At 68.0% G+C, this 25,748-nt stretch carries 24 protein-coding genes; 5 read left to right on the top strand and 19 right to left on the bottom strand.

Annotation, left to right across the window (positions count from 1 at the left end):
- Positions 1-334 precede the first annotated feature (334 nt).
- From ACYQ1K_RS03770 to ACYQ1K_RS03745, 6 genes are all read right to left on the bottom strand, one after another.
- The gene (locus ACYQ1K_RS03770; RefSeq protein ID WP_459981468.1) at positions 335-1,330 is read right to left on the bottom strand and encodes an ABC transporter permease; all 996 of its coding nucleotides are present in this window, start codon (positions 1,328-1,330) and stop codon (positions 335-337) included.
- The gene (locus tag ACYQ1K_RS03765; RefSeq protein WP_459981467.1) at positions 1,327-2,334 is read right to left on the bottom strand and encodes an ABC transporter permease; all 1,008 of its coding nucleotides are present in this window, start codon (positions 2,332-2,334) and stop codon (positions 1,327-1,329) included. The genes ACYQ1K_RS03770 and ACYQ1K_RS03765 overlap by 4 nt, the downstream gene beginning before the upstream one ends.
- The gene (locus tag ACYQ1K_RS03760) at positions 2,331-3,908 is read right to left on the bottom strand and encodes a sugar ABC transporter ATP-binding protein (RefSeq protein WP_459981466.1); all 1,578 of its coding nucleotides are present in this window, start codon (positions 3,906-3,908) and stop codon (positions 2,331-2,333) included. The genes ACYQ1K_RS03765 and ACYQ1K_RS03760 overlap by 4 nt, the downstream gene beginning before the upstream one ends.
- Positions 3,905-5,059: a sugar ABC transporter substrate-binding protein gene (locus tag ACYQ1K_RS03755; RefSeq protein WP_459981465.1), complete on the bottom strand. Its 1,155-nt coding sequence runs from the start codon at positions 5,057-5,059 to the stop codon at positions 3,905-3,907. The genes ACYQ1K_RS03760 and ACYQ1K_RS03755 overlap by 4 nt, the downstream gene beginning before the upstream one ends.
- A 267-nt stretch (positions 5,060-5,326) precedes the next feature.
- Complete coding sequence (locus tag ACYQ1K_RS03750) at positions 5,327-6,199, bottom strand: mycofactocin-coupled SDR family oxidoreductase (RefSeq protein ID WP_459981464.1); 873 nt, start codon at positions 6,197-6,199, stop codon at positions 5,327-5,329.
- Between the two features lie 345 nt (positions 6,200-6,544).
- Complete coding sequence (locus tag ACYQ1K_RS03745; protein WP_459981463.1) at positions 6,545-7,399, bottom strand: mycofactocin-coupled SDR family oxidoreductase; 855 nt, start codon at positions 7,397-7,399, stop codon at positions 6,545-6,547.
- A 603-nt stretch (positions 7,400-8,002) separates the two neighbouring features.
- On the opposite strand from ACYQ1K_RS03745, the gene ACYQ1K_RS03740 reads away from it, so the two are divergent.
- The 4 genes from ACYQ1K_RS03740 to ACYQ1K_RS03725 all read left to right on the top strand — a co-directional run bounded on the left by ACYQ1K_RS03740 (position 8,003) and on the right by ACYQ1K_RS03725 (position 10,243).
- Positions 8,003-8,941: a sugar ABC transporter substrate-binding protein gene (locus tag ACYQ1K_RS03740; protein ID WP_459981462.1), complete on the top strand. Its 939-nt coding sequence runs from the start codon at positions 8,003-8,005 to the stop codon at positions 8,939-8,941.
- Between the two features lie 119 nt (positions 8,942-9,060).
- Positions 9,061-9,672, top strand: a complete 612-nt coding sequence (locus ACYQ1K_RS03735; protein ID WP_459981461.1) for an MFS transporter — start codon at positions 9,061-9,063, stop codon at positions 9,670-9,672.
- Positions 9,672-10,034, top strand: a complete 363-nt coding sequence (locus tag ACYQ1K_RS03730; RefSeq protein ID WP_459981460.1) for a hypothetical protein — start codon at positions 9,672-9,674, stop codon at positions 10,032-10,034. The genes ACYQ1K_RS03735 and ACYQ1K_RS03730 overlap by 1 nt, the downstream gene beginning before the upstream one ends.
- On the top strand, positions 9,998-10,243 hold the full coding sequence (locus tag ACYQ1K_RS03725) for a hypothetical protein (RefSeq protein ID WP_459981459.1): 246 nt from the start codon (positions 9,998-10,000) through the stop codon (positions 10,241-10,243). The genes ACYQ1K_RS03730 and ACYQ1K_RS03725 overlap by 37 nt, the downstream gene beginning before the upstream one ends.
- Here the strand turns inward: ACYQ1K_RS03725 and ACYQ1K_RS03720 are convergent.
- From ACYQ1K_RS03720 to ACYQ1K_RS03680, 9 genes are all read right to left on the bottom strand, one after another.
- Positions 10,230-11,273: an ABC transporter permease gene (locus ACYQ1K_RS03720; RefSeq protein WP_459981458.1), complete on the bottom strand. Its 1,044-nt coding sequence runs from the start codon at positions 11,271-11,273 to the stop codon at positions 10,230-10,232. The two genes, ACYQ1K_RS03725 and ACYQ1K_RS03720, sit on opposite strands and share 14 nt — an antisense overlap.
- A 15-nt stretch (positions 11,274-11,288) precedes the next feature.
- Positions 11,289-12,827, bottom strand: coding sequence for a sugar ABC transporter ATP-binding protein (locus tag ACYQ1K_RS03715; protein ID WP_459981457.1), 1,539 nt, complete (start codon positions 12,825-12,827; stop codon positions 11,289-11,291).
- Positions 12,828-13,009: 182 nt separating this feature from the next.
- Entirely contained in the window at positions 13,010-13,969 is a 960-nt protein-coding gene (locus tag ACYQ1K_RS03710; protein WP_459981456.1) for an SDR family NAD(P)-dependent oxidoreductase, read from the bottom strand.
- 82 nt (positions 13,970-14,051) lie between these two features.
- On the bottom strand, positions 14,052-14,837 hold the full coding sequence (locus ACYQ1K_RS03705) for an enoyl-CoA hydratase/isomerase family protein (protein ID WP_459981455.1): 786 nt from the start codon (positions 14,835-14,837) through the stop codon (positions 14,052-14,054).
- Between the two features lie 39 nt (positions 14,838-14,876).
- A complete protein-coding gene (locus tag ACYQ1K_RS03700; RefSeq protein ID WP_459981454.1) occupies positions 14,877-15,254 on the bottom strand; it encodes a NifU family protein in 378 nt (125 codons plus the stop codon).
- Positions 15,251-16,327, bottom strand: coding sequence for an amidohydrolase family protein (locus ACYQ1K_RS03695; protein ID WP_459981453.1), 1,077 nt, complete (start codon positions 16,325-16,327; stop codon positions 15,251-15,253). Before ACYQ1K_RS03695 ends, ACYQ1K_RS03700 begins: the two co-directional genes overlap by 4 nt.
- A 350-nt stretch (positions 16,328-16,677) precedes the next feature.
- Entirely contained in the window at positions 16,678-18,258 is a 1,581-nt protein-coding gene (locus tag ACYQ1K_RS03690) for an acyl--CoA ligase family protein (RefSeq protein WP_459981452.1), read from the bottom strand.
- 74 nt (positions 18,259-18,332) lie between these two features.
- Positions 18,333-19,949 (bottom strand): thiamine pyrophosphate-binding protein, encoded by a 1,617-nt coding sequence (locus ACYQ1K_RS03685; protein ID WP_459981451.1) that lies wholly within the window; start codon positions 19,947-19,949, stop codon positions 18,333-18,335.
- Between the two features lie 169 nt (positions 19,950-20,118).
- Entirely contained in the window at positions 20,119-21,141 is a 1,023-nt protein-coding gene (locus ACYQ1K_RS03680) for a Gfo/Idh/MocA family protein (RefSeq protein WP_459981450.1), read from the bottom strand.
- A gap of 119 nt (positions 21,142-21,260) precedes the next feature.
- Here ACYQ1K_RS03680 and ACYQ1K_RS03675 point away from each other — a divergent pair, with 119 nt between their 5' ends.
- Positions 21,261-22,067 (top strand): HpcH/HpaI aldolase/citrate lyase family protein, encoded by an 807-nt coding sequence (locus ACYQ1K_RS03675; protein WP_459981449.1) that lies wholly within the window; start codon positions 21,261-21,263, stop codon positions 22,065-22,067.
- Positions 22,068-22,073: 6 nt separating this feature from the next.
- Here ACYQ1K_RS03675 and ACYQ1K_RS03670 read toward each other — a convergent pair whose 3' ends face one another.
- From ACYQ1K_RS03670 to ACYQ1K_RS03655, 4 genes are read right to left on the bottom strand one after another with little or no spacing between them, the layout of a single operon-like run.
- On the bottom strand, positions 22,074-22,373 hold the full coding sequence (locus ACYQ1K_RS03670) for a muconolactone Delta-isomerase (RefSeq protein ID WP_459981448.1): 300 nt from the start codon (positions 22,371-22,373) through the stop codon (positions 22,074-22,076).
- A gap of 1 nt (position 22,374) precedes the next feature.
- Entirely contained in the window at positions 22,375-23,538 is a 1,164-nt protein-coding gene (locus ACYQ1K_RS03665) for a CaiB/BaiF CoA transferase family protein (protein WP_459981447.1), read from the bottom strand.
- Positions 23,535-24,521 (bottom strand): MBL fold metallo-hydrolase, encoded by a 987-nt coding sequence (locus ACYQ1K_RS03660; RefSeq protein WP_459981446.1) that lies wholly within the window; start codon positions 24,519-24,521, stop codon positions 23,535-23,537. Before ACYQ1K_RS03660 ends, ACYQ1K_RS03665 begins: the two co-directional genes overlap by 4 nt.
- Positions 24,521-25,519 (bottom strand): cyclase family protein, encoded by a 999-nt coding sequence (locus ACYQ1K_RS03655; RefSeq protein WP_459981445.1) that lies wholly within the window; start codon positions 25,517-25,519, stop codon positions 24,521-24,523. Before ACYQ1K_RS03655 ends, ACYQ1K_RS03660 begins: the two co-directional genes overlap by 1 nt.
- Positions 25,520-25,748: the final 229 nt, after the last annotated feature.

Here is a 25,748-nt window from a genome sequence, read left to right as displayed (position 1 = left end):
CGCGGATGTTGAGGTCTTCGGCCAAGACGAAGCTGTAGGTCCCAGCGCAGGTTCGGCCGATGCCGACGTGGTGAGCCGGCTCTCGTAGCGCGTCGATCACGCCGCGGGCGAGGGGCCGAGCGGCGGCCGCACCGACGGCCACGCGCTGCAGGCCGTGGACCCGACACACCGAGATCCACAGGCGTGTCGCGCACCTCGGGCGCAGCCCGGGGCCCTTCGGACCTTCCTGACGGAGGCCATGTGTGTCGTCGATGTCGTGAGACAGCCCAACTGGGAGATCTTGACCCCTCGTCGCGCACCCGTCGACGCTCCACGAGCGCTGCTCGCCTGCCCGTCAGGAGCTCGTGACGTGCGTTCGTCTCCAGATCCGCCACGTGGGGCGTCGGCGTACGAGTCGCGGCGTCACGAACTCCAGGCCGAGAAGTGCCAGCAGCAGGGCCCCTTGGGCCAGCTGGTTGACCGATGCTGGCGATCCGTTCACGGCCAAGCCCGCCGAAATCGTGCCGAGCATCGCAACTCCCAAGAGGACATGCACTGCTGTGCCTCGACCACCTTGGAGGCTGATGCCGCCGATCAGACACGCGGCCACGGCAGGCAGCAGCAACTCGGAGAAGGCGCCCGGCGCTGCACTGCCGCTGCGGAGACTGGCAAGGACGCCAGCGAGGCCCGCACAGCCCCCGGAGACCGCGAACGCGAACGCCATGATGCGGTCAGTTCGAATGCCCGCTGCTTCAGCCTCGTGTCGCCCGCCTCCGATCGCATAGACATGCCGACCCAGCCTCATGACGCTGAAGAAGACCCCGACCAACGCGAACGCGCCCAACGCGATCATGCTGCTCAATGAGAAGGCGCCGTGCTGAACGAGGAACGGGTTCGACACGGCGAAGTCGGCTAAGAGGACGGGCTGGCTGTCCGACATGAGGTAGGCGAGGCCGCCGAGGAGGATCGCCGTACCGATGGTGAACATGATGGAGTTGATCCGCAACCGTCCGATGAGGAAGCCCTGGAGGCCGCCGATGAGGACGCCGGCGGCCACAGCACCGACGATCATGACTCCCGCCCCTTGGCTCGACAGCTTGGCGCCGACGATCGCTGCCACCACCGCGGTCGACACGATAGAAAGGTCAAGCTCTCCGGCCACCATCGTGATGGAGGCGCCGAGTGCCAACAGGCCGAGGAGTGCAACCTGTTCGAGGACGGCGAACTCGGCGGACTGACCGCTGAAGCCGTCGACGCTGACGCTCATCACGACAATCGTGGCAACCAGGAGCAGGGTGGGACGCAGGTAACCGAGGCCGCTTCGGGCCGCGGCCGCAAGCACATCGCTCATGACAGGGCCTTCATCCGTTCGATCGACACCAGCAAGACGACGGCAATGGTGATGATGGCGCCGGTGAACAAAGCCACCGCTCCGGCGGACAAGCCATGCAGCAGCAACACATTGGTCGCGGTCGAGATGAACACTGCCCCAAGGGCTGAGCGCCATGGCGCGCCGCGGCCACCGTTGATAGCGATCCCCCCCACGAGCAGAGCGCCGATGACGTCGAAGGTCAGGGAGTTCAGGCTGTTGGGTGTCACGCTGCGGAAACCGGCGGAGTACAAGACGGCAACCAAACCGATGCCGAAGGAGAAGATCGCAAATGCGGCGGCCGTGACCCGGGTGAATGACAGGCCGCTGATGGCGGCCGCACGGCGATTTGATCCTGTCAGCATCGTTGCCCGTCCGAGCGTCGTCCGAACGGATCCGAGATTGACCAGAACGGTGAACACGCCGAACACGAGGACTTCGATCGGTATCCCGAGGACGGAAGAGTTGCCCCAGCCCAAGACGGAGCCCGTCAAAGCGACCGGCTTGCTGGCACTGAGCGTGCTCGTGGTGCCCAGGATGACCGAGGCGGCAGCGAGCGTGGTGATGATCGGATTGAGGCCTGCGGCCACGAGCAACGCTTGCAGCACGCCTATCACGACAACGGCGATGACAACGAGGACGACAGCCGGGAGGACAGGCATCCCGTGGTTCAGCATGACGATGAGCAGCATCCCTGCTGCGACAGTTGTCTGCTGAGTCGCCAAGGACACGAAGTTTCCCGAGACGACCATGGGCGTCATCGCCACGGCGATGATGCCGGTGTACGCCGCGCTCCTCAGCACGGCCGCGATGTTGGCGGTGGTGAGGAAGTCCTTGGTCGTGAGCGACAGGACGAGGATCAGGACCACGGCCAGGACGGGCACACCCCAGGTGAGCAAGCGCGCCTTCACCGTCTCCGCGTGGCCAGCATCGGCCGCCGCCGATACTCGGGCGCCCTGGACGGGCGCCGTCACCGGAGTCTTCATAGCGGCCGCACCTCCCCTGTCTGGCTCATCGCAGTGACCTCGTCGCGGTTGTGCATGACCTCCAGCACCAGTTCGTCCTCCGTCCACGCCGCGCTTGTTCGGAGCTGCGTCATGACACCGCGGTAGAACGTGCCGATACGGTCGCATAGTCCGTGTAGCTCCGCAGTGTCCGAAGAGACGACGAGGACCGCAGTGCCGAGGTCACTCAGCTCCCGAAGACGGGCGTAGATCTCCGAGCGTGCTCCCACGTCGACGCCTCGGGTGGGCTCTTCCACCAGCAGGACTTTGGGATCGATCCCGAGCCATTTACCGAGGGCGATCTTCTGCTGGTTTCCCCCGCTCAGGACACCCACCGCCGACGTGAGGCGCCGGGTGTCGATCGTGAACTCGGAGGCATGTCGTGCAGCCCGAGCACGTTCTTGGTGGCGCAGCAGCCAACCAGCTCGAGAGACCGAGGGCAGCCAGGGCGAGGACAGGTTCTGGTAGACGGGCTTGTCTGGGAACATCCCGTCGAGCTTTCGGTCGTCCGAGCAGTACGCGATCCCCCGTCGGATGCGGTGAGCGTGAGAGGTACCGGTGATGGCGCTTCCCGACAGCGCAAGGTGGCCCGACGTCATCGGTATCACTCCGGCAAAGGCCCGGGTGACCGCACTACATCCACTGCCCAGCTGCCCAGCCAGGCCGAGGATCTCCCCTCGGCGCAACGACAGGGTGACCGGCTCGCGGAGACCTTCAGCCACGACCTCGACTGCATCGAGCACGACCTCGCTGTCGGGGACCTCCCGACGCGGGGGGTAGATGTCGTCCAACTGGCGTCCCAGGATCATCGAGATGACCTCCGCCGGGGTGGTGCTGTCAACCCGGACCGCCTCGCGAGCGTGCCCGTTTCGCACGATCGTCGCGCGATCGGCGATGTGGAAGACCTCTGCGAGCCGATGGGTGACGTAGATGATGCTCCTGCCCTCGGCTGCCAGCGACGAGATCGTCGCGAGGACGCGCGTGATCTCGCGGTCAGACAGCGCCGCAGTGGGCTCGTCGAAGATGAGCACCTTGGCATCGCGGGCGAGGACCCTGGCGATCTCCAACAGCTGCTGCTCGGCGACGCTGAGTGTCTCGACGCGCTGGCGCGGATCGATGTGGCTCAGCCCCACACGGTCCAGCAGCGGGCGAGCTCGTTTGGCCAAGGCCGGCGGCCACCACACTCGGCGCGCCCGCTCCGCTGCGCCCAGAGCCAGGTTCTCGGCAACGGTCAGCGAAGGGACTGAGCTGAACTCCTGATGTACCACCGCCACACCCGCCGCTTGGGACGCCGCTGCCGGATAGAGCGCGGTGGATACTCCGTCGACGAACAGCTCACCGTCGTCGGGGTCGACAAGACCAGCGATGACCTTCACCAGGGTGCTCTTGCCAGCGCCGTTCTCGCCCAGCAGTGCCATGACCTCACCGGCGCGCACCTCGAACGACACGTCGGCGAGTGCCTGTACGCCCCCGTAGCGCTTGGACACGCGGCGGGCGGCAAGCCTCAGGGGCTGCCCGCCGCCGCCGTCCTGGTCGGTCTTGAGACTGTCAATCATTTTCCGGTGCACGCGTCGGCGTAGGTCTTGCCCCAGTAGGGCGTGTCCATCGTCTTCGCCGTGATGGCCGGCACACCCATGAAGGTGACTTCACTCGGCGGGGTCGCCTCGAGCGCAGGCTCCGTGCCTGAGACCGGAAGCGTGACCGTTCCGGGCGTGGTCTTGCCCGTAGCGATGCGCTGAAGCAGGGTGCGGGCGCTCACCAGACCTTCGATGTAGCCCGTCTGCACGACAGCACCGTAGATCTGCCCGCCCGCGATCTGGTTGACGTCCCCGGTTCCGCAGTCACCGGCTACCAAGAAGGTGGACTTGCCGAGGTCCAGACCGTTCTGCTCTGCGGCTCGGACGGTGCCGCTCGCGACGCCGAGGTTGAAGCCCACGATGAAGTCGATGCCCTGACTCTTGTACTGCGGGATCGCTGTGTTGGCGGCCTTGTAGCCGGCATCCGGGTCGAAGCCTCCGTCGACGCGACCGATGATGTTGAACGGCTCGCCTGCGGTCACCTTCATGATTCCGTCGTAGCGGTCCTTGAGTGCTGGCGAGCCCGGCGTCCCGTCGATGTAGAGAAGGTTGCCCCCGGTGCTGTGCAGCTTGACACCCCTCTTCCTCGCCTCGTCCCTGGCCTTCACCAAGAGCTTCCCCATCTCCTCGCCGACCGCCTCCTGGTTCGTGGCGGCATAGCCGAACGCCGCGTCGGACTTCGGGAGCTGGGAGACCTGGAGGACTGGAGCGCGGGTCGCGAGCAGACGACTGGAGTTGACGCCGGCGGCAGGGTCGACGGGTTGCCAGAGGAAGCCTGCCGGCTTCTTTCCCGTCGCCAAGTACTGCTGAACGAGCTGGTCTGACTTCGACTGGTCGAAGGCGGCGTCGAGCGTCGTCAAGGTGTAGCCATACCTGCTGAGAACGTCCTTGACGGACTTCTCGTAGGCCACGTCGTAGGTGTTGGCCATGCCGATGGAGATGTAGACGATCTCCTTCTTGTCCCCTGCTCGGAGAGACGAGCTGCCGCCTGAGGCACTGGCACCTGAGGTGGCGTCGCTTCCCGAGCCGCCTCCGGATCCTTCACTGCTCGAGCTCCCGGATCCGCATCCGGCCAGTGTCAGTGCGACTGTGCCGGCGAGAACGGCTGTCGCCACGATGCTTCGACGCATGTCGTGGTCCTCTCGTTTCCCGATCACAGGATCGGATGTATGGGTTCGGGGGTGTGTGCTGAGGAGTCAGCAGACGCGGCTGCCCACAGGCCAGGGCGCTGCGCGCAGAGGCCATGCCCCGCCACTTCATCGGACGGGCATGGGGTTCGCCGGCACTCGCCGGACGAGAGCGGCTCGACTCACGGCGTGGGCAGCCGGCGGGCGAGCCGGGTGAGCCCGGTAAGCCCGGTAAGCCCGGTGAGCCAGGTGAGCCCGGTGAGCCGGCGTCTAGCTGTCACCCGGGTGCTTCATGATGGTGCCCCCGCCGACGGGCGGCACCGAGGTCTGCCCTGCGTCGACGGCAACGGTCTGGCCGGTGATGTAGCGACCGGTGTCCGAGACCAGGAAGAGGATCACCCGGCTCATGTCGATGGGCTCCATCGACGTCACCGGCAGTGCGTTCGCGAACGAGGCCATCAGCTCCCCGTTCTCGTCGCCCCACTTGACGAAGTGGTCGTTGTTCACCATCGGCGTGTTGATGGGGCCCGGGTGCAGGGTGTTGACCCGAATGTTGTGCTCTGCGAGCTTCCCGGCGTACCCGGTCATCATCCCTACCTGGGCGTACTTGGCCGCGTTGTATCCATCGAGTCCGCCGTCGTAGTTGGTGGTCACCCAGCGAAGCCCGACGGTCGAGCTCGTGATGACGATGGCACCACCTTCACCCTGCTCGACCAGGATGGGCGAGACGAGCTGAAGCGTGTTCCAGGTCCCGGTGAGGATGACGTCGAGACTGTCCTGCCACGCCTGCTCCGACCGCTGGCCGTAGGGCTGAAGGTTGACCGCGAAGATGCCCGCGTTCGCGAGGACGATGTCCAAGCGCCCGAACTCGGCGAGACCGAGGTCGAGAGCGCGCTGGATGTCGGCGCGGTTGCGGACGTCGCCCTTGACGCCGATCATCCGGCGGCCGGTCTTCTCGACCAGCGCGACCGTCTCGTCCAGGTCCGCCTGGGTGGACATCGGCGGAACGACAGAGTTGATCTGCTCGCAGATGTCGAGCCCGATGATGTCGGCGCCCTCTTCTGCCAACAGGACGGCGTGTGACCTGCCCTGCCCGCGCGCCGCACCCGTGATGAAGGCGACCTTGCCGTCCAACTGGCCCATGGTGGTCTCGCAATCCGTCAGTCGCTTCGCGACGATTCTTGTTCGTCCGGGACGGCGACACGGAGGATGCTGTGTCGCACGTCACAGACGCTGGCGTTCCGAAACGCTAAGACACTTGGTACCGCACAGCGATATCACGAGATACACAACGCCTCGTCCTCTTGTGTCTGTCCAGCCATTTCGTTCAGCGGCGGCACGCCACAGGCCACATCAGACGTGGCGCACACCGGCACTCAGCCGCCAGGTTCGTCGACGGTCCTGTCCCAGCGCGCAAGCGGAGATCGAGCAGGCGCGAAGACATGTCCGGGGATCTCGCGCACGCTCAGGGCTCGTGGAACGGCAGGGTCAGGACACCGCGTGGGGCAACTTGTGCGGCCAGATGTTGCCGGCGTCGATCGGCAAGGCGGCGCCGGTGACGTAGCGTGACTCGTCCGAAGCCAGGTACAGAACCGCGTTGGAGACGTCGACGGGGTCGATCCACGGGATGGGCATCGCGTTCATGTCCGTCATCGGACCGACGGCGTCCTCGAAAGTGGCGTCGGGCTTGCCGCCGGTGAACAGCTTGTAGGTGCCGGCATTGGCCACCATCGGCGTTTCGACGGCACCCGGACACACGGTGTTGACCCGGATGAAGTGCGGCGCGAGCTCCAGCGCCAGGACCTTCATCAGGCCCAGCACACCATGCTTCGCCGCACCGTAGTGGCCGAGGTTGGCGAAGCCGATCAGCGACGAGGACGACCCCGTCAGGACGATGGACCCGCCCCGGCCGGCAGCGATCATGGCGGGCACAACCGCCCGCAGGGTCTGCCAGACGCCGGTGAGGTTGACCGAGATGAGATCGTCCCATTGGCGCTCGGTGAGCTCCCATGTGGGCGCAGCGCTCAGGATTCCGGCGCCCGGGGACACGACGTCGATCTGCCCGAGCTCGGACAGTCCGTCCTCGACGACAGCACGCATGGCGTCGCCATCTCGGACGTCAACGCGGCGGGTGACGACCCGCCGGCCGAGAGCCTCGACGAGACGGGCGGTCTCCGCAAGATCGTCCTCGGTGGCGAGGTCGTATTCGACGGTGTCGATCTGCCGGCACAGGTCGACCGCGATGATGTCGGCGCCCTCCTCGGCCAGCCGAACCGCGTGCGAGCGACCCTGCCCCCGCGCTGCGCCGGTGATGAGGGCGACCTTCCCGTCCACTCGTCCCACGTCCGCTCCGTCCTTCGGTCGATTCAGGCGGACAGATCGTCGAGTGCCACCATCCGCCACGTGGCGAGCGCCACAACCGGCGAGTGTGCGCTGGTACGCGCCTGGTCTGCCACATCCGGATCGACACACCGGGCTGAGTCCGCGTGTCCCCTCGGACACCGATCCTCAGGGGATCGCTGTCCGTGGGCACCATCCGAACGGAGGCTCTTCGGGGACTCCGCCCCGCGTGGCCCACCACCCCTCGCCGGTGTTGGGCGCCACATCCACCCGACCGACAAGTGGCTCCCGGCACATTGTGGCGTTCGCGAAGGCAGTGCGACGGTCGTCACAACTCGGGGCTCCGTGTCCAGCGTGGATACCCACGCCGGCGAGATGGAAGGACTAGTGACTGCAATGGCGACACATGGCGGATGGCGGAAGGGTCTCGGGGTCGGCACAGCCGTAGCACTCATGACCGCGCTCGCGGGGTGCGGCTCGAGCTCAGGCTCCGACAGCGGCAGCTCGTCTTCTGGCTCCGGATCTGGCGCAGGGGCGGGCACGAGCGCAGCCCAGACCACCGTGCATCAGTATTCGCAGCCCTTGACGTCCTTTGACGTGCCGCCGTTGACCACAACGCCGGCACCGGGCAAGAAGGTGGTCATCGTCGTGAACAACATCCCGGAGTCCCAGTACATCAAGGAAGGCGCGGTCGATGGAGCGAAGCTCCTCGGGTGGACGCCCATCCCGATCGTGTTCGACCCCTCGGATCCGACCGGTGCGACCGATGCCTTCGCGCAAGCCGTAGCAGATCACCCCGATGCCGTGATCACGCAGGCGATCAACGCGACCGACTACGCCGCGGCTGCGAAGACATTCGCATCCGAGCACATCCCGGTCGTCACATCGAACAACACCGACCCCGTCGCGCCCCCGATCGTCGCCAACGTCGCCGACCCGTCGCAGTACGAGCGGGCCGGCAAGATCATGGCCTCGTACGCCGTCGCGCAGAAGGGCGACAAGGCGTCGGTCGCGATGTTCAACATCCCGTCCTTCCCGATCCTCCAGGTCTACGAGACCGCCTTCAAGAACGAGTTCCTCAAGCTGTGCCCGACCTGTCACTACGAGTCGCACGCGGTCCAGGCGAGCGATATCGGCACCAAGGTGCCCCAGCAGGTCGTGAGCGCGGTCCAGCGCACGCCGTCGATCAACTTCGCATCCATGGGCTTCGGTGCCGTCGCGACCGGCGTGTCGGCGGCGCTCGCCTCTGCCGGGCTCCAAGACCAGACCAAGATCATCGGGATCCAGCCGACCACCGAGAACCTGAAGGCGATCGCTGCAGGCACTGAGGAGGCCTGGCTCGCGTCACCGATCACTGGCATGGGCTGGACGTCCATCGACGCCCTCGCGCGCTACTTCAACAAAGGTGACGTCGCGGTCTCCACGAGCGCGCAGATCCCGTTCCAGCTCATCACCAAGGACAACGCCGAGGCGACCCTTCCGCGGGCCGAGGTCGACGGCGGGGACTACGAAGGCATCTTCAAGAAGCTCTGGTTGGTTCAGTAGCACCCGTTCGCCCGGTCGATCGGCGCTGGGCGATGCGCGCGTCGCGTGCATCGCTCGGCGCTGTCGGCATTTCGGGGCCTCCTGACGGCCCGTGTCATCGATGATCCCGAAGGATCCCTGTGCCCAGGAAGTCGCGCAGGTCCCACCCGAAGGTGACCTTCGCCGTGCTCTGCGCCTCCGTCTCGGCCTTCGCCCTGCTCCAGTCGCTGGTCGTCCCGGTCCTCGCCGAGATCCGGACCGACCTCGACACCAACCAGGTCACGGTGACCTGGGTCCTGACGGCCTACCTGCTCTCGGCCTCCGTGTGCACGCCGATCGTCGGCCGGGCCGGGGACACCGTGGGCAAGGAGCGCACGCTCGTCCTCACCCTCGCGGGACTCTCGCTCGGCTCGCTCATCGCAGCGTCGGCCACGACCGTCGCCGTGATGATCCTCGGTCGTGTCGTGCAGGGCATCGGCGGCGGCGTGCTGCCACTGTCGTTCGGGATCGTCCGCGACGAGTTCCCGGCGTCGAAGGTCGCCGGCATGATCGGCGCACTTGCCTCGCTCGCGGCCGTGGGCGCCGGGCTCGGACTCGTGCTGGCCGGACCGATCGTCTCGAACCTCGACTACCACTGGCTGTTCTGGCTCCCGATGCTGATCACCGCAGCTGCGGCGCTGTCAGCAGCGCTGCTCGTTCCAGAGTCCCCCGTCCGGACCCCGGGCGGATCAGACTGTTGCCGGCGGCGCTGATGTCGTCCTGGCTGGTGGCGTTGTTGCTCGCCGTGACCCAGGGCCCACGCTGGGGGTGGGCATCCCCGCTGGTCCTGGGTCTGGTGCTCGCGGCGGACCTCCTCGCCGCCACCTGGGTGCGGGTCGAGAGACGCTCGGCGACTCCTCTGATCGACATGGGCATGATGCGCCTGCGAGGTGTGTGGACTGCGAAGCTGGTAGCGCTCCTCGTCGGTTTCGCGACGTACGCGTCCTTCGCGTTCCTGCCCCAGCTGTGCCAGACCCCTGCGATCGCGGGCTACGGCTTCGCCGCATCCGTCTCCGAGTCCGGGCTCATCATGCTGCCGTGCCTCCGGAGCAGACCGGCGTCGCCAGCGGCATGAACACGAACATCCACACGATCGGCGGCTCCGCCGGATCGGCCGTCACGGCGACCATCGTGACCGCGGCGGCGGCTTCCGACGGGTTGCCCCGCGAAGCGGGCTACACCGTCGGGTTCGCCGTGCTCATGGCGGTGATGGCCCTGTGCGCAGCGGCAGCGCTCCGGATCCCGACCGGCGAGGCGGGCTCGACCACGGTCAGGCGACCTTGACCTTGCCACGGCGGACGGCCAGGGCCACGGCCGCGATCAGCGCCACGCCGTTGAAGAGGTCACCGACCCAGAACGGCGCACCCACGAGCAACAGGCCCTTGACTCCGGCGCCCAGGACGTAGATGGCGACGAGCGTGCCGAGCACGTTCACCCGCCCGTTGTGGATCTGGGTGGAGCCCAGGAAGAGCGCAGCGAAGGCCGGCAGGAGGAACGGCGGTCCGGCTGTCAACGATCCCGAGCCGATGATCGCGGCGAAGACGACGCCGGCGAAGGCGGCGATGCAGCCGGAGAGCACCAACGAGAGCACCACGAGGGCGTCGGTCCGGACGCCGCTCAGCCGGGCAGCCAGCTCGTTGCCGCCGGTCGCATAGATCTTTCGTCCCAAGGGGCGATACTCCGTCAGGTAGAGCAGGAGCGCGGCGAGCACGACGAGGTACACGACGGGAAGCGGGACGCCCCAGAGGTCTCCCTGCCCGAGCCGGACGAAGTCGGGTGAGATCCCGGTGACGATCGTCTGATTGCCCGAGACCCAGTAGATCAGCGCGCCCAGGATCGAGGAGGAACCCAGGGTCGCGATGAAGGAGTCGACGCGCCAGAAGACGACGACGAACGCGTTGACCGCTCCCACTGTCGCTCCGATCAGCAGGGTCAGGACGATGGCCAGCCCGAACGGGATCCCCATCGCCTGGAACTTGCACACGAGGACGACGGCCAGGCCGAGCATCGTCCCGACCGACAGATCGAAGATTCCGGCGGCGAGCGGCACGAGCAGAGCGAGCGCGAGGATCGCGACGACCGCCTGCTGCGACGCGACGGTCTTGAGGGTCTGTGTGGTCAGGAAGGTGTCCGGCACCCAGATCCCGAAGACGATGATGATCAGCGCCAGGACGTACAGGCCGCTGAACCGGTGCATGCCCAGGTTCAACGCGCGGCGGCCCTGCTGAGGCACGCCGGACGCGTCGTCTGCGACCTCGACTCGCGGAGCCACGGGGTCGGCGCCGCGAATGCTGTCGGCTTCCGGTGTCTTCATGGAATGCTCTCTCTCCTAGATGACGAGCTCGCCGAGCAGGTCCTCGGTGACCTCGGCGCGACCGAGCTCGGCGACGACCCGGCCCTTCTTCAAGACGATCGTGCGGTGGCACAGCCGCGCGACCTCGCCGTGGTCGGACGAGCACAGGACGATGGCCATGCCGTTGGCGACGGCTTCGTCCATGACCTTGTGGATCTCCTCCTTGGCGGCGATGTCGACACCGCGGGTGGGATCGTCGAGGACGAGGACCTTCACGGAGGTGCGAAGCACCTTCGCCAGCACCGCCTTCTGCTGGTTGCCGCCCGAGAGGCTGCTGATGTTGGCGGTGGCCGACGGCGTACGGATCTCGAAGGTCTCGATCCAGCGCCGACTTTCTGCTCGCTCCCTGGATCGGCGGAAGATGCCCCTCGAGACGAACGGGGTGAGGCCGGCGAGGGTGATGTTCTCCGTGACCGAGAAGCTCGGGACGACGCCGTACCTGCCACGGTCACCGGAGACGAGCCACACGCCACGCCGGCCCGCCTGCGTGGCGTTGTTGCGGGCCACCGCGGACGGGCCCACCCTCATCGAGCCCGTCGTGGGCGTGTCCAGCCCGACGAGGTAGCGCGGAAGCTCCTCGGACCCAGATCCGGTCAGTCCGACGACCCCGAGGATCTCACCCGGCCAGACCTGGAGATCGAGCTCGTGGAGGATCTGACCGCACAACCCGCTCACGGACAGGGCTGGTTCGCCGCTGTGACGCTCAGCCACGCTCGGGGAGAGGACGGTCAGTTGCCGTCCGGTCATGAGCTCGATCAGCCGGTCGCGATCCAGCTGAGCCTTCTCGAATGTGCCGACGAGCTGGCCGTCGCGGAGGACCGTGATCCGGTCGGCGATGCCGAGGACCTCGTCGAGGTGGTGCGACACGAGGACGACACCCACATCCTCGTCACGCACACGCTCGACGACGTCGAAGAGCCGACGTGCGTCGGGTCCCCCGAGGGAGGCCGTCGGCTCGTCGAGCACGAGGAAGCGCACCCGGCCCTGCGGCACGTCGGTCGCGCGAGCGATCGCGATGAGGGTCCTCTCCGCGAGGGAGAGCTGGTCGACGGGCACGGTCACGTTGATCGCGACTCCCAGTCGGCCCAGGAGCGCCCTGGCGCGCTTGCGCTCGGACCGCCAGTGGATCCATCCGTTCGAGGCGTTGTAGCCGCGACCGAGTCCCAGGTTGTCGACCGCGTTCATGTTGCCGATCAGCCCGAGCTCCTGGTGCACGAAGCGGATGCCGGCGTCATCCGCTGCGGCCGCGCTGCCCAGCGTCAGGGACTCATCACCGACCTCGCACGACGCGCCGGGGTCCGGCTGGTGGAACCCAGCGAGGATCTTGATCAGCGTGGACTTCCCGGACCCATTCGAGCCGACCAGCGCATGCACCTCTCCGGGCCGCACGTCGAAGTCCACCCCCCGAAGGGCGTGCTCACCGCCGAACGACTTCCACAGGTTGCGGATCCGGAGCTCCGGTCTCGCAGCCGGAGCTACGTTCACAGCCGGGACAGGGGTGGGTGTCGCACTCATGCCTTCCGCGCCCTCCTGGTGGTGGGTCCGCCCGCGCCGGGTGCTCAGGGATCCCGAGCGTTGAGACGGATGTCACAAGGATTCTGTTCGCCGGGGCCGACGGCCGCTATGTGTCCGGAGCCACAACATGCTGATTTGTCGTGTGGCTCCTACCACCACGCGGTCAGCTGACGCGCACACGGCTAGTACGCCGGGTCGCGCAGCTCCGGAAACTCGGTCAGGCCGAAGGAGTGGCGCACGCCGTCGACGAGTGCGGTGGGCGCCACGGCGTCCAAGCCGTCGAGGTCCCACCCGCCCTCGCGGTAGATCGTGCGGACCGGTTGAGGCGCTTCGACGCGGTTGATGGTGTCGCCGTGGACCTCGAAGACCTGTCCGCTGATGCCCGCGGCAGCCTCCGAGCACAGCCACACGGCGACGGGCGCCACCTTGCGTGGCGCCATGAGCTCGGGGTCGGCGACCATCGTCTTGACCACCGACGCGATCCGCGGGTCCATCGTCAGCTCGAAGAGGGTGAGGAACTTGCCGGCCCTGCCCTTCAGGCTCCCCCCGGTGCTGGTGGCAGCCACCGGACGGATGGCGTTGCACCGGATGTCGAACCGACCCAGCTCCCGGGCCACCGACCGGGTCAGGCCGAGAACACCCTCCTTGGCGCTGGAGTAGGCGGCGTGGGCCGGGGCTCCGTATCCCGAGGCCGAGCTCGTGTTGACGATCGAGCCGCCACCACGCGCGATCATGACCGGCGCCGCCGCCCGCGTCATGGCGAAGTAGCCCTTCAAGTTGACGTCCATCGTGGCGTCCCAGTCCGCCTCGTCGTACTCCCTGGTGTCACCGAACCTGGTCACGGTGGCGTTGTTGATGAGCAGGTCGACTCCGCCGTAGGCCTCGAGGGCGGTTTTGATGATCGACGCGGCGCCGTCCCATGCAGCGGAGTGGGTGCTGGCGATCGCGTCGCCGCCGGCCTCTTGGATCTCCCTGACGACGGCCTCGGCGCTCGCGTCCTCGCGAAGCCCCACGTCGTTGACCACGACACGCGCGCCCTGCTCGGCGAGGAGCAAGGCGTGCTCGCGGCCGATGCCGCCCCCTGCTCCGGTGACGACAGCGACCTTGCCGTCCAGACGTCGATGCGTCGATGCTCCAGACACGCTTCACTCCGTTTCGTCCTGCCCGATGGTCGGTCCGAGGGGGGGTCCGAGCCAGCGCGCGTGCTCGATGTGGGCTGTACTCTCAGTCGCTGGCGACGAGCGTGGACGCGTCCCAGGAGTCGAGCTGCCCCATGCCCTCCAGGGCGAATCCCATGGAGAGGTCCTGGTGCGAGAGGCGCTTCAGCTCGTGGGTGAAGAGCCGGCGCGTGTACTGCCGCACCAGTCGCGGCTTCTGCGCGATCTCGCGAGCGAGGGCGTGCGCCCGCTCCAGTAGCCGCTGTGGCGGCAGGACCTCGTTGACGACCCCGTACTCGCGCGCGGTCATCGCGTCCAGCACCTGACCGGTGATGAGGAAGTACCGTCCCCGGTTCCAGCCCAGGGCGTGGGTCCAGAACGGATGGTGCCCGTCCCCGGGCACCACGCCGTTCGTGAAGTGGGATCCGTCCTGGAAGGTTGCGTCGTCGGACGCCAGGACGACGTCGGCCAGGATCGCCAGCTCGGAGTGGAACCGCACCGGGCCGTTGACGGCCGCGATGACAGGGACGTCGATCGACAGGTAGTTCTCGATCAGACGACGTCCGTGGTACATGAGGTCGTCGAACACCTGAGGCGTGACGTCTTCGATGCCGGTGGTGTCGAAGCTATCGCAGAACGCGCCGCCGGTTCCGGTGAGGATCACGACCTCGTTGCCCACGTCGTCGGCGATGTCTGCGAACGCATACCCCAGCTCCTCGTGGACCGCTATCCCGAAGGCCAGGCTCCGACCCTCCGAGTGCAACCTCATCTGGAGCACGCCCTCGGTGCGCTCCATCGCGATGTGGGGATAGCGGTCCGCGTACTCCTCGAACTCGGGACCTCGTCGTCCCATCCGACCTGCTCTCCTGTCGTCGCTCAGATCGGGGCCGGCTCAGCAGGCACGCTGGCAGGCGTGCTGCGACGGCGTCTTCTCGTGGCCCGCCGTCCCGCGGGCGGCGTAGTGGTCGAAGACCGCGGCCAGCCGGTGCTGCTGGGCGACCGGGACGGCAACCCCGGGGGTCGAGACCGCATTCACACCCTCGACGTCGCGCAACCGAGGGTAGATCGCACCGACGATCGTGTTGCGTCGGAAGGCGCAGGACGTGCAGGCGCCGGTGAACTCGATCTCGACCGTGCCGTTGTCATCGATCCCCGTGATGTTCGCGCCTCCCAGATGGGAGGCCAGCAGAGGACGGATCTCCCGGTCGAACAGGTCCTCGACCTGGATCAGGACCTCCTGCGAGGACTCGGACCCGACGTGCTCGGTCACGGCGCCACCGCGCTGACCGGAGTCGCGTGCTCCGCCCCGACGGCCGACAGGTCGGTCTCCGCGCTTGCGCCGGTGCCGTTCTTGGCCTTCCACGCCTCGACGTCGATGCCAAGGATGCGTGCGGCGTTGAGGCCGAAGACCTGCTCCTTGATCTCCCGAGTGATCGGCGGGTACCCCCAGCCCTGCTGCAGGTCGTCCGGCATCTCCAGCTCGTCGAACGCGTCGATGAACGTCTGCACGCGCGGCCAGAGGAAGGCCTCGGAGCCGTACAACAGACGATCCGGACCGATCTCGAACAGCGCCTTGCCGAGCACCTCGATCATCGGGCGCGGCTGGATCATGTATTGGTTGAACCACAGTGGGAGCACCAGCACGATGTTGTGGGCACGGCTGACGACGGCGAACGTCTCGTCAAGGTACGGGAAGCCGAGGTGGTGCAGGCCGAACGTCAGGTCAGGAAAGTCGAGGGCCGCGCCCTGCATGTCGAGTGAGCGCAGGTCTTCGACGAGCTGGTCTCCGATCGCACCACCCTTGTGGAACTGGATGTAGTCGACCCCCAGCTCCTGGGCCTTCTCGTAGAGCGGGTAGGCGATCGCCCGGTCGTCGGCCCGCCACTTCAGGTCACGGGACTGCGCCTGGTAGAACTTGAAGCTCTTCGCGCCGAGCTCCTTGACCTGCCGCTCCATCTCCTTCTGCGCGCCCCGCACACCCTGCATGACGGGATCCACGCCACCACAGAACAGGATCTTGTCCGGGAAGGCGGCGGCCAGCTCCGCCTGCGCGTCCGCGGGCGCCGAACCGACCTCCCAGTAGTCCAGCAGCGGAACGGTCTGGACCATGGCCATGTCGGTGTCGGAGTTGTCGAACAGGAAGTTCGCCTCCGAGAGCTCGTCCAGCTTGCCGTCCACGAAAGCGTCGGGATTGCCCGGGTTCCCCTCGGTCGCCATGCCGTCAACCAGGCCCCGAACCCAGTCGATGTAGCCGTCGACGATCGGGGGCTTCAACTTGGGGTTGGAGGGGCGGAAGTCAAAGCGGTGGATCACCGCGTCGAAGATGAACATCCCGTCTTTCATGTGCTGACTCCTTCGGGTTGGAAGCTCCAGCTGGACGCCGCTGGAGCAATGGCTTGGCCGCACGGCAAGGTCCGCACCGTGACGATCAGGGCGCTACAGCACGCGACATGAAGCGAGTGACGTACGCCATACGAAGTCTCTGGCCCTGCCGCAGACGGCACAATGGCGGCATCGACACAATCCTCCGGGTGGTCGTGGTCCCGAGGACACGAGAGGGCTGGGGCGAAAGGCGGAACCTTCTTCGGCAGGCAGACGTGTCCGTCGCGATACGAGTTCGGCCGCCACCTCGACCAGGTCGTCGTCGTGACAGGAACCGCGCGCTCAAGCGGTTCCGGTCCCACGACGGCTCCTCACCCGACCGACGTCGACTCAGCGGGTGCGACCGGTGGCCGACGGCCCCCGCCTCGCAGGACGTTCTTCTGGACCTTGCCAGTGGACGTCTTCGGCAGCTCCCCGAACGTGATCGTCTTGGGCACCTTGAAGCCCGCCATCCGCTCTCGGAGAAAAGCGGTCAGCTCTGCCCCGGTGAGGGCAGACCCCGGCCGTCGTACGACGAAGGCGACTGGGACCTCCCCCCATCGATCGTCCGGCGCGCCGACCACGGCGGACTCGATGACATCGGGATGTGCGTCGATGACCCGCTCGATCTCGACCGAGGCGATGTTCTCCCCGCCGGAGATGATGACGTCCTTGGCGCGATCCCGGATCTCGACGTAGCCATCGGGGTGCATCACGCCCAGGTCGCCGGTCAGGAGGCAACCGCTCCGGGTCACCGCGGCGGTGGCTTCCTCGTCGCGGTAGTAGCCGAGCATGACGTCGTTGCCGCTGACGGCGATCTCTCCCACTGTCCTGCCGTCGGCCGGCACGTCGGCACCGCCGACGTCGAGCACACGCAGCGGCCGGGCGATGATGTTTCCGATGCCCTGGCGCGCCCGCAGACGCGCGGTCTCGGGCTCGTCGAGGTGGTCCCATTCCGGCTGCCACACGTTCACGGCGACGGGACCGAAGGTCTCGGTCAGTCCGTACAAGTGAGTGACGTCCAGCCCGAGCGGCCGCAGGCGCTGCAACAGCGCCGGCGACGGCGGGGCGCCGCCGGTGTCGACGTGGATCCGTCGCGGAAGCGCTGCGGCGCGGTTGTCCTCGGCGATCATCGCCAGCACCGTCGGCGCAGCGCTGAGGTGTGTCACACCGTCCTCGAGGAGACGCCGCCAGATCTCGGCGGTGTCGACCCGGCGAAGGCACACGTGTGTGCCTCCCGCTGCGGTCACGGCCCACGTGAAGCACCACCCGTTGCAATGGAACATCGGCAGCGTCCACAGGTAGGACGTCGAGGTGCCGAGTCCGGCATGGAAGGCCATGGCGACGGCCTGCAGATAGGCGCCCCGGTGGTGGTACATCACGCCCTTGGGTCGACCGGTGGTGCCGGAGGTGTAGTTGATCGCGAGCAGGTCCTGCTCGTGCAACGCCTCGCGGTCGGTGTCGGACCCCGAGTCAGGCAGCCACGACTCGTACTCGTCGGTCGGTCCTCCCGCCACGACGACACGAACTCCCGTGCGCGCCGCCAGCTCGCGGGCCTGGGACTCGAACTCGCTCGTCGCGACGAGGAGCTGCGCGCCGGAGTGCTCGAGGATGTAGACCATCTCCTCCACCGCGAGCCGGACGTTCATCGCGACCAGCACCGCTCCGCGAGCCGGCACTGCATGGTGCAGCTCCAGCATCACGTGGCTGTTGGCGCAGAGCGCGGCGACACGGTCGCCGGGCGAGACGCCCGCTCCGGCGAGAGCCGTCACCAGGCGGCGACAACGAGTCGCGAGCTCGGCGTAGGTCAGCCGGACGTCGCCGTCGACGACAGCAGATCGGTGCGGGAACGCCTGCTCCGCCCGGTCCAGGAACTGGACCGGGGTCAGCGGCGCGAACGTGAAGTCAGCCATGGCTCCTCCTGTCTCTCGCTCTGCCGGGCCAGGGTGCGGCACCGGTCTCGATCCCCGAGTGCGAGCCGCGTGTCTCAGTGCGCCGCGGGCACCAGCTCCGGGTCGATGTGGACGTCGATGAGGACCGGCCGGTCGCGGTGCGGCAGCGCTGCGAGAGCGACCTCCAGCTCCGCGAGGTTGCGCACCGTGAAGCCGCGTCCGCCCAAGGCCTCCGCGACCGGGCCGAGATCGGGCCAGAGGAACGTGCTCAGAGCGGGGTCCAGCTCACGACGAACGAACTGGATGTGCTCGGCTCCGTACGCGCTGTCATTGAGGACCACGACGATCAGGTCGAGACCGTGCCTGACCGCCGTGTTGAACTCGTTGAGGCCTCCGTTCATGAACCCGCCGTCTCCGGTGACGAGGAGGGTCGGATGGCCAGGCCGTCCCACGGCCGCCCCGAGCGCGGTGCCGAGACCGAGCCCGATCGAGCCGAAGCTCGCGGTGTGAAGGAACTGTCGCGGGTCCTCGACGCCGATGACGGGCCACGCCGTGTGGATGAAGCGCCCACTGTCGGTCACGACCGTGCGGTCCGGGGTGACGGCTTCGTCGATCCGGCGCACGGCCGTCCGGATGTCCACCGTGCTGTCGGTGCTGCGATCCGCCGCCACAACGTCGCGGCCGGCGAGACGCCGTGCCAGCTCCTGGGAGGCGAATCCGGTGGACGCGACGTCGGCCTCCTCGAGCAGCGTCACGAACTCATCGGCGGTTGCCGCGGCGTCGCCGAGGACGCCTACATCAGGAACGACGTGGCGGGCCAGGCTCGCGACGTCGTCGTCGACCTGCACCAGCCGACGCCCGTCGACGAGCCACCCCTCCGACGTCGTGAAGCGGTTGAGGGAGGCCCCGAAGGCGATGACGCAGTCGGCCGCGGCCAGCGTGTCGAGCGCCACCTCGTGGCTCAAGGTCCCGCAGATGCCGAGGTCGTGGGGTTCGCCGCGGAAGAGGTCCCGGGCCTTGAGCGACGTCGTCACCGGAGCACCGATCCGAGCGGCCAGGCGCAGGAGCGCCTTGCGTGCGGTCGGCTCGATCGCCCCTCGACCAGCGAGCACGACCGGACGCTTGGCGGAGGCGATGATGCCGAGGGCGGCGTCCAGCGCCTCCTCGGAGGGGCGGACACCGTCGAGCGCGACGTGCCCCGAGGGCGGCCGGGCGTAGTCGGTCTCCGCCCACTGGAAGTCGACCGGCGAGTTCAGCACGACGGGCCGTCGCTCTGCGTGGGTGCGACGGATCGCCGTCGTCAGGTCGTCCGACAAGCTCTGCGGTGAGCGGAGCTGCTGGAAGCCGGCGCCTGACGCCAGGACCACCTCGCGTTGGGCGATCTTCTGGAGGTGCTGGTCATCCCCGGCCCGCGTGTCACCGGCGATGAGCAGCAGCGGGACGCGCGCCCGAACGGCATCGGCGAGGGCGGTCACGGTGTTCGTCAGCGCAGGACCGTGCGTGACGGTCGCGACGCCGAGTCGTCCGGTGACCTGGGCGTAGCCGGACGCCGCCTCGACGGCGGTGGCCTCGTGGGCGACGGCGATGTAGGTCGTCCCCGACCGATGCACGAAGCTGTCCATCACGAAGAGGTTGCCGTCGCCGATCAGGCCGAAGACCGTGTCGATGCCGTGGTCGGCCAGACCCGCCGCCACCGCGTCCTGGAACAGCATGTCGTCCCCTCTGTCGAACCGACTCAGCCCGACGCCGCCGGGGCTCTCATTCAACGCCTCGCGCCGGAACCAGACCATGGCTTCGCCACCATTGTTGTCGACCTCGGCATGTCTCCGCGCCTACCAGGGCAGCGCGGCCCACCGGAAGTCCTGGCGTGGCCCCGGCGACTCAGGGCAGCGGGAGCACGACCTCGCGCCCGGAGGCGGCGCTGAGGTGCACGGCTTCGGTCAGCTCCATGTAGGCGACCCCGGTCTCGAAGCTGGGCTCGGGGTGCCCGCCGGTGCGGACCGCGGTGATGAAGTCCTGCTCGACCGTCCAGGGGGTCTCCAGGTCGGGCGGGAGCGCGACCGGCATGAGCTTCTGGTCACCCCGGCGGCCGGCTCGAACCTCATCGGTGGCGAAGTCGTACTGCAGGGTGCCTTCGCGGCCGTAGACGGTCAGCATCGGATGGGGCGGGAACAGGGAGACACCGGTCCATTCCAGCGCGCCGAGCACTCCGCCGGCCCACTCCCCTGTCACCTGGACGACATCTGGCACCGACACCTCATACCCGAGGCGGTCGGAGACGCAGACCCTGGTCCGGGCGTGCAACCGACTGGGGCGGCCCAGCCAGCGTTGGAGAATCTCGAAGTAGATCCCCACCGCCAGCGTGTTCTGTCCGCTCAGCTCGCGCCGTTGGCGCCAATGCGCAGGAGCCGTCGGGTCGGCGAACATGTCGGAGTCGGCCACCAAGGTGAAGTGGTAGAGCTCGCCCACATAGTCCTCGTCCAGCAGGTTCCGCAGCAGCTTGCCAGCCTTCATGCCCACGGGTGGGGCCGAGAGCATCGTGACGAGGTGTGGACGGTCCCGGGCGGCGGCGAGCATCGCGCGAGCCTCGGCGAGGTCCATCGCCATCCGCGCCTGGCAGAAGACGTGCTTGCCCTGCTCGAGCGCCGCGATCGCGATGGGTGCATGCATCACCGGCGGCGTTCCGATCCAGATCGCGTCGAGGTCGTCGCGCTCGACCATCGACGCCCAGTCCTCCACCACCTCGGCGATGCCGAACTCGGCAGCCACCTGCCGCGCCGTCTCGATCCTGGAGTTGCAGACGGCGACCACCTCCACGCCCGGGATGGCTTGGAGGTTCGGAAGGTTGACCTCCCGGGCGATGTTCCCGGCCCCGACGATCCCGACACGCGTGCAGACACTCACGCGCCGACGCTATCGGGGAGGCGGCCCTCCGACGACGGCCTCGGCTCCACACTCGACCCCTCTTGCTGTGTCCCTCGGGACACAGCCTCAGCTCCGCACCGCCCACTAGTCTCTCACCGGTGATCGACCCGCGCGTCGCAACGACGTTCCTGTTCGTCCCGGGCGACCGGCCGGCCCGATTCCAGCGGGCCGCCTCCTCCGGGGCCGACGTCGTCGTCATCGACCTGGAGGACGGCGTCGAGCCCGCATCCCGCCCGGCCGCTCGTCGCCACGTCCAGGCCTGGCTGCGCGATGGCGAGTCAGCCGTCGTCCGCATCAACGTGCTCGGAAGCCCGGACTACATGTCGGACGTTCAGGCGCTTCGCGGGGTGGTCAGGAGCGTCATGCTCCCGAAGGTGGAGTCGTCCACGGACGTCGCGGCGGCCGCCACTGCACTGGGTGCGGGGACCAGTGTGGTCGCCCTGGTCGAGACCCCTCGTGGGATAGCAGCCGCCGGCAGCATTGCCGAGCACGACGCCGTTGTGCGGCTGGCCTTCGGCAACGTCGACCTCGCAGCTGAGCTCGGCGTCGCCCCCGAGGATCGCCAGGCGCTGCTCATGGCACGGTCCTTGCTCGCGCTCGCCTCCGCTTCCGCGGGTCTGCTCGGTCCGGTGGATGGAGTCACCACCGACCTCGAGGACGAGGCCGAGGTCTCCCGCGACGCAGCCCACGCCGCGTCCCTCGGCTTCCGCGGCAAGCTGTGCATCCATCCCCACCAGGTTGCGCCCGCCAGGAGTGGCATGGCGCCGTCCCCCGCGGACGTCACCTGGGCCCGCGACGTGCTGTCCGGGCCAGCTGAAGGCGGAGCGCGGGTCGTCGGCGCTCAGATGGTCGACAGGCCGGTGGAGCAGCGCGCGCGGGACATCCTGCGCCGCGCCTCACGGTGACCTCGCTCAGGACGAGCCGTCGCGAAACGCGGCCTCGAGGTAATGCTCGGCCAGCGCCTCGACCCGGATGCTCATGTAGCGCGACGCCGGGAGACCACCGAGGAGGCGATCGAGCTCTGAGGCGTCCTTCGCCGACCAGACCCCGACGTTCGATGTCGTCCCCGGCACCCTCCAGATGCGCACGATGACGCCGCGGGCGAGGTGGTCGAGCCCCACCTCGCGCTCCGCGGCAAGCAGCTGTGCCCATCCGGCGTCGTCGAGCCCCTCGGGTCTCGTGAGGACGATCCGCACCAGGTACTCCGCCACGTCACTCCTCCTCCAGACCCGCGAGCTCTCGAATGACGTCGTCCGTGTGCTCGCCGAGCGCTGGAACCCGCGGAGTGCTGCAACGACGGCTCTCCTCCTCTTGAGAGAAGGGATCTGAGAGGACGTGGACGCGCTCACCGCCCGGGAGCTGGATCGGCCGCCACCGCCCGGCCTCGGCGAGCTGCGGGTGAGCAGCCACGTCGGCGGTCCGGTTCAACCGTCCCCACGGAATCCCATGGCTGTCGAGCGCCCCCTCGAGCGCGTCTGACGACCACAGGGCAACGGCCGTGGCGACCGCGTCCTCCACCTCGATGCGGTGCTCCAGGCGCCCCGAATTGGCGCTGAGCCGGGGGTCCGACGCAGCGCCCTCAAGACCGAGGAGGCGGCAGAGCTCCTGCCACTGACGGTCGTTCTGTACGGCGATGTTCACGACGACCCCGTCCTTCGCTGCGAAAGGACCATACGGGGTGATCGTTGCGTGCCTGGTCCCCGCCGGTTCGACGTCGACACCGCTCTCGCGGTACGCGAGCAGCAATGGACTCATCCACTCGGTCAGCACGTCGAACATCGAGATGGAGATCCGCCGGCCCCGCCCGGTGAGGTCACGCGCCCTCAGCGCAGCGAGGATCGCCGTCACCGCGTAGATCCCCCCGCTGAGGTCGGCCAGTGAGACTCCGGGCTTGGCCGGTTCCCCGGGCAGACCGGTGTTGGCGGTCACGCCTGCCTCTCCCTGGACGAGCAGGTCGAACGCTCGTCTGTCCCTGTAGGGTCCGGTCGGCCCGTAGCCACTGATCTGGCACGTCACGAGGCGTGGGTTGAGTCGCTCGAGCTCGTCGGGCGGGAGAAGGCGGTCGAGGGCACCGGGGCTGAGGTTCGCGACGAGCACGTCTGCTGCCTCCACGAGTCGGAGCAGGGTCGCCCGGCCATCTGCGGACTTCACGTCGAGGACGATCGAGCGCTTCCCGTAGTTGAGCCAGACGAAGTGGGACGCCAGTCCCTTGACCAACGTGTCGTAGCCACGGGCGAAGTCGCCCCCGTCGGGCCTCTCGACCTTGATCACGTCCGCGCCGAGATCGGCGAGGTGACGCGTGCACAGCGGCGCAGCAACCGCGTGCTCGAGAGCGATGACGCGGACGCCGTCGAGCGGCTTGACCTGCTCGCTCATGTGCCGAAGCGGAGGACGGTGCCCACCGCGGGTTGCAGGTACTGCTCCGGCATCCGGGCGAGCATGGCTGCATGGGTCTGCAGACCGCTGCAGTGCATCGGGATGACGTGCGACACTTCCCGCTCGAGCATCCCCGCAATCGTGAGGTCGACGTTCTCTGTGGGCGTCGTCGGGAAGCCCAGGTGGAACCCACCCAGGACCGCGAGCACCGGCTTGGGACCACAGATGTCGCGGGCTCGGTCGATCGTGTTGAGCACACCTGCATGCGCGCAGCCTGTGAGCACGACCAGCCCTTTCTCCTTGACATCGATGACGAGACCCTGCTCCTCCGACACCTCGTCGAGCCCATAGCTGCCGTCGGGACGCACCTGGTACAGCCCTGGGGCGTGCTCAGCGGGCGGTTCCACGGGGCCCTCGAACGACACGGTCCGCGGGATGAAGCCGGTGGTATAGACGCCGCAACCCAGGTCCAGCGCACCCCGGGTCAGCACGGGACGTCCACCGTGCCGCTCGACCTCCGCAATCGTGAAAGCCTGGTTGTAGTAGGCGGAGGTCCGGCCGTCACCCATGACGGCATACCGCGGCCAGAACGCCTCGTCACTGGTGACGACCGGCATCGGCCGAGAGAACGCCTGCAGGAACGAGTAGACACCGCCGAAGTGGTCGGGATGGCCGTGGCTGAGGACGACGTGATCGATGGCGTCACGGTCGATGCCCAGCACATCCAGGTTGTGCATGAGAACCGAACCGGTCAGGCCCACGTCGAACAGCACCGTGGACGTGTGACGGCCGCGGCGAGCCGTCACCAGCAGGCTGATCCCGTTCTCAGCCTGCGGCGGCACACGACGATGGTCGAAGTGCTCGACCAGGCCGGTGCGGACACAATGGTCGCCCGGGGCCAGCTCACGATCCGGCAGCAACATGTCGACCCAGTTCTCGACCAGGACGGTGACCTCGACGCTGTCCGCCTGGAACAGGGACATCAGAAGATCGCCAAGGGGTTGATCGGCGACCCGACGGCTCCGGTGATCGGCAGGGGGGGCGCGCTGAAGAAGAACTCATATCGGCCCTCCTCCTGGCAGGCGCGCGAGAGCTCCTCGAGGTCGAAGATCTCGCCGATCGTCAGGCCGGCGTTGACGAGCATGATCAGGTGGAGCGGCTGGAACACTCCGGGGGTGTCGTTCGGCAGGACCTCGGTCCCCCAGGTGTCGGTCGCCATCGCCGCGACCTCGTTGGCCGCCAGCCAATGGGCTGCGCGGTGGCCCAGCCCCGGAGCCGGGCCGCCGTCGTACTGTCCCCACGAACCCGCGGAGCGGACCTGGGCGATCTGGCCCGTCCGCACCAGGACGATGTCGCCCGAGCGGACCTCGACCCCCTGTGCCTGCGCGCAGGCCGTCAGCTCGGCGTCGTCGATGGCGTCCCCCGCCTCGAGCCAGTCGACCCCGCGGTGGCGCGGGATGTCGAGGAGGATGCCGCGCCCGACGACGCCGTTCTTGATCTTCTCGATGCCGTTGATGGAGGCGCCCGTGCTCGTCACGTGCTCCAACCCATGACCGTTGTACATCTGGCCGCGGTAGAAGATGTGCGCCAAGGCGTCCCACTGCGTCGCGCACTGCAGCGGCATGGCCACGGCATCGTCGGTGTACCGCAGGATGGCGAGATGGTCCTGGGCACCGAGGGCGATGTCGCCGCCGTCCTGGAGCATCGAGTGGACCGGATTGGTGCGTCCGCCGAAGCCTCCGCTCTGCGGTCCGTGGTTGTCGAACGGCAGCGCACAGGAGACGACCCTTCCGGAGCGGATCATCGTGGCAGCGTGCCGGAGGGCGTCAGGGGTGATGAAGTTGAGGGTGCCCCGCTGGTCGTCGTCGCCCCAGCGGCCCCAGTTGCGGTAGCGCAAACAGAGCTCGTCGACGAGTGCGATCCACTCCTCTTCGGTGCGCGGCGTAGTGTGCGGCTGGCTGGTGGACTGCACGTCTGTCATGACAAGGCCCTTCATCGAGGCTCGACCCGCCCGCCCGCCCGACCACGACTCGGTCGCGGACGCGTGCCGCACCGACCGTCGTGCCGAACGACGCCGGCACCGGACGGCAGGAGCGCGGCGGGACCGGAACGGCTTACTGATTGCTGTCACGGACCCTGCCACGCGCCGCGAAGCGCCATCGACGTCTGGTGACATACAACCGCAGCCGAGGGTGTGTGCACACCGACAT

It is taken from the genome of Nocardioides sp. AN3 (assembly GCF_054653495.1).
The sequence above is the reverse complement of the archived record's forward strand: the minus strand, read 5'-3'. Positions and strand labels throughout refer to the sequence as shown.

Excerpts from the sequence above, each read along its gene's own strand:
- ACYQ1K_RS03660 (WP_459981446.1), bottom strand. The coding sequence starts at position 24,521 with ATGTCCCTGTTCCAGGCGGACAGCGTCGAGGTCACCGTCCTGGTCGAG.
- ACYQ1K_RS03760 (WP_459981466.1), bottom strand. The coding sequence starts at position 3,908 with ATGATTGACAGTCTCAAGACCGACCAGGACGGCGGCGGCGGGCAGCCC.
- ACYQ1K_RS03715 (WP_459981457.1), bottom strand. The coding sequence starts at position 12,827 with ATGAGTGCGACACCCACCCCTGTCCCGGCTGTGAACGTAGCTCCGGCT.
- ACYQ1K_RS03705 (WP_459981455.1), bottom strand. The coding sequence starts at position 14,837 with ATGGGACGACGAGGTCCCGAGTTCGAGGAGTACGCGGACCGCTATCCC.
- ACYQ1K_RS03695 (WP_459981453.1), bottom strand. The coding sequence starts at position 16,327 with ATGAAAGACGGGATGTTCATCTTCGACGCGGTGATCCACCGCTTTGAC.
- ACYQ1K_RS03750 (WP_459981464.1), bottom strand. The coding sequence starts at position 6,199 with ATGGGCCAGTTGGACGGCAAGGTCGCCTTCATCACGGGTGCGGCGCGC.
- ACYQ1K_RS03655 (WP_459981445.1), bottom strand. The coding sequence starts at position 25,519 with ATGACAGACGTGCAGTCCACCAGCCAGCCGCACACTACGCCGCGCACC.
- ACYQ1K_RS03770 (WP_459981468.1), bottom strand. The coding sequence starts at position 1,330 with ATGAGCGATGTGCTTGCGGCCGCGGCCCGAAGCGGCCTCGGTTACCTG.
- ACYQ1K_RS03755 (WP_459981465.1), bottom strand. The coding sequence starts at position 5,059 with ATGCGTCGAAGCATCGTGGCGACAGCCGTTCTCGCCGGCACAGTCGCA.
- ACYQ1K_RS03765 (WP_459981467.1), bottom strand. The coding sequence starts at position 2,334 with ATGAAGACTCCGGTGACGGCGCCCGTCCAGGGCGCCCGAGTATCGGCG.
- ACYQ1K_RS03720 (WP_459981458.1), bottom strand. The coding sequence starts at position 11,273 with ATGAAGACACCGGAAGCCGACAGCATTCGCGGCGCCGACCCCGTGGCT.
- ACYQ1K_RS03685 (WP_459981451.1), bottom strand. The coding sequence starts at position 19,949 with ATGCTGTTCCAGGACGCGGTGGCGGCGGGTCTGGCCGACCACGGCATC.
- ACYQ1K_RS03665 (WP_459981447.1), bottom strand. The coding sequence starts at position 23,538 with ATGAGCGAGCAGGTCAAGCCGCTCGACGGCGTCCGCGTCATCGCTCTC.
- ACYQ1K_RS03730 (WP_459981460.1), top strand. The coding sequence starts at position 9,672 with ATGTCGTCCTGGCTGGTGGCGTTGTTGCTCGCCGTGACCCAGGGCCCA.
- ACYQ1K_RS03690 (WP_459981452.1), bottom strand. The coding sequence starts at position 18,258 with ATGGCTGACTTCACGTTCGCGCCGCTGACCCCGGTCCAGTTCCTGGAC.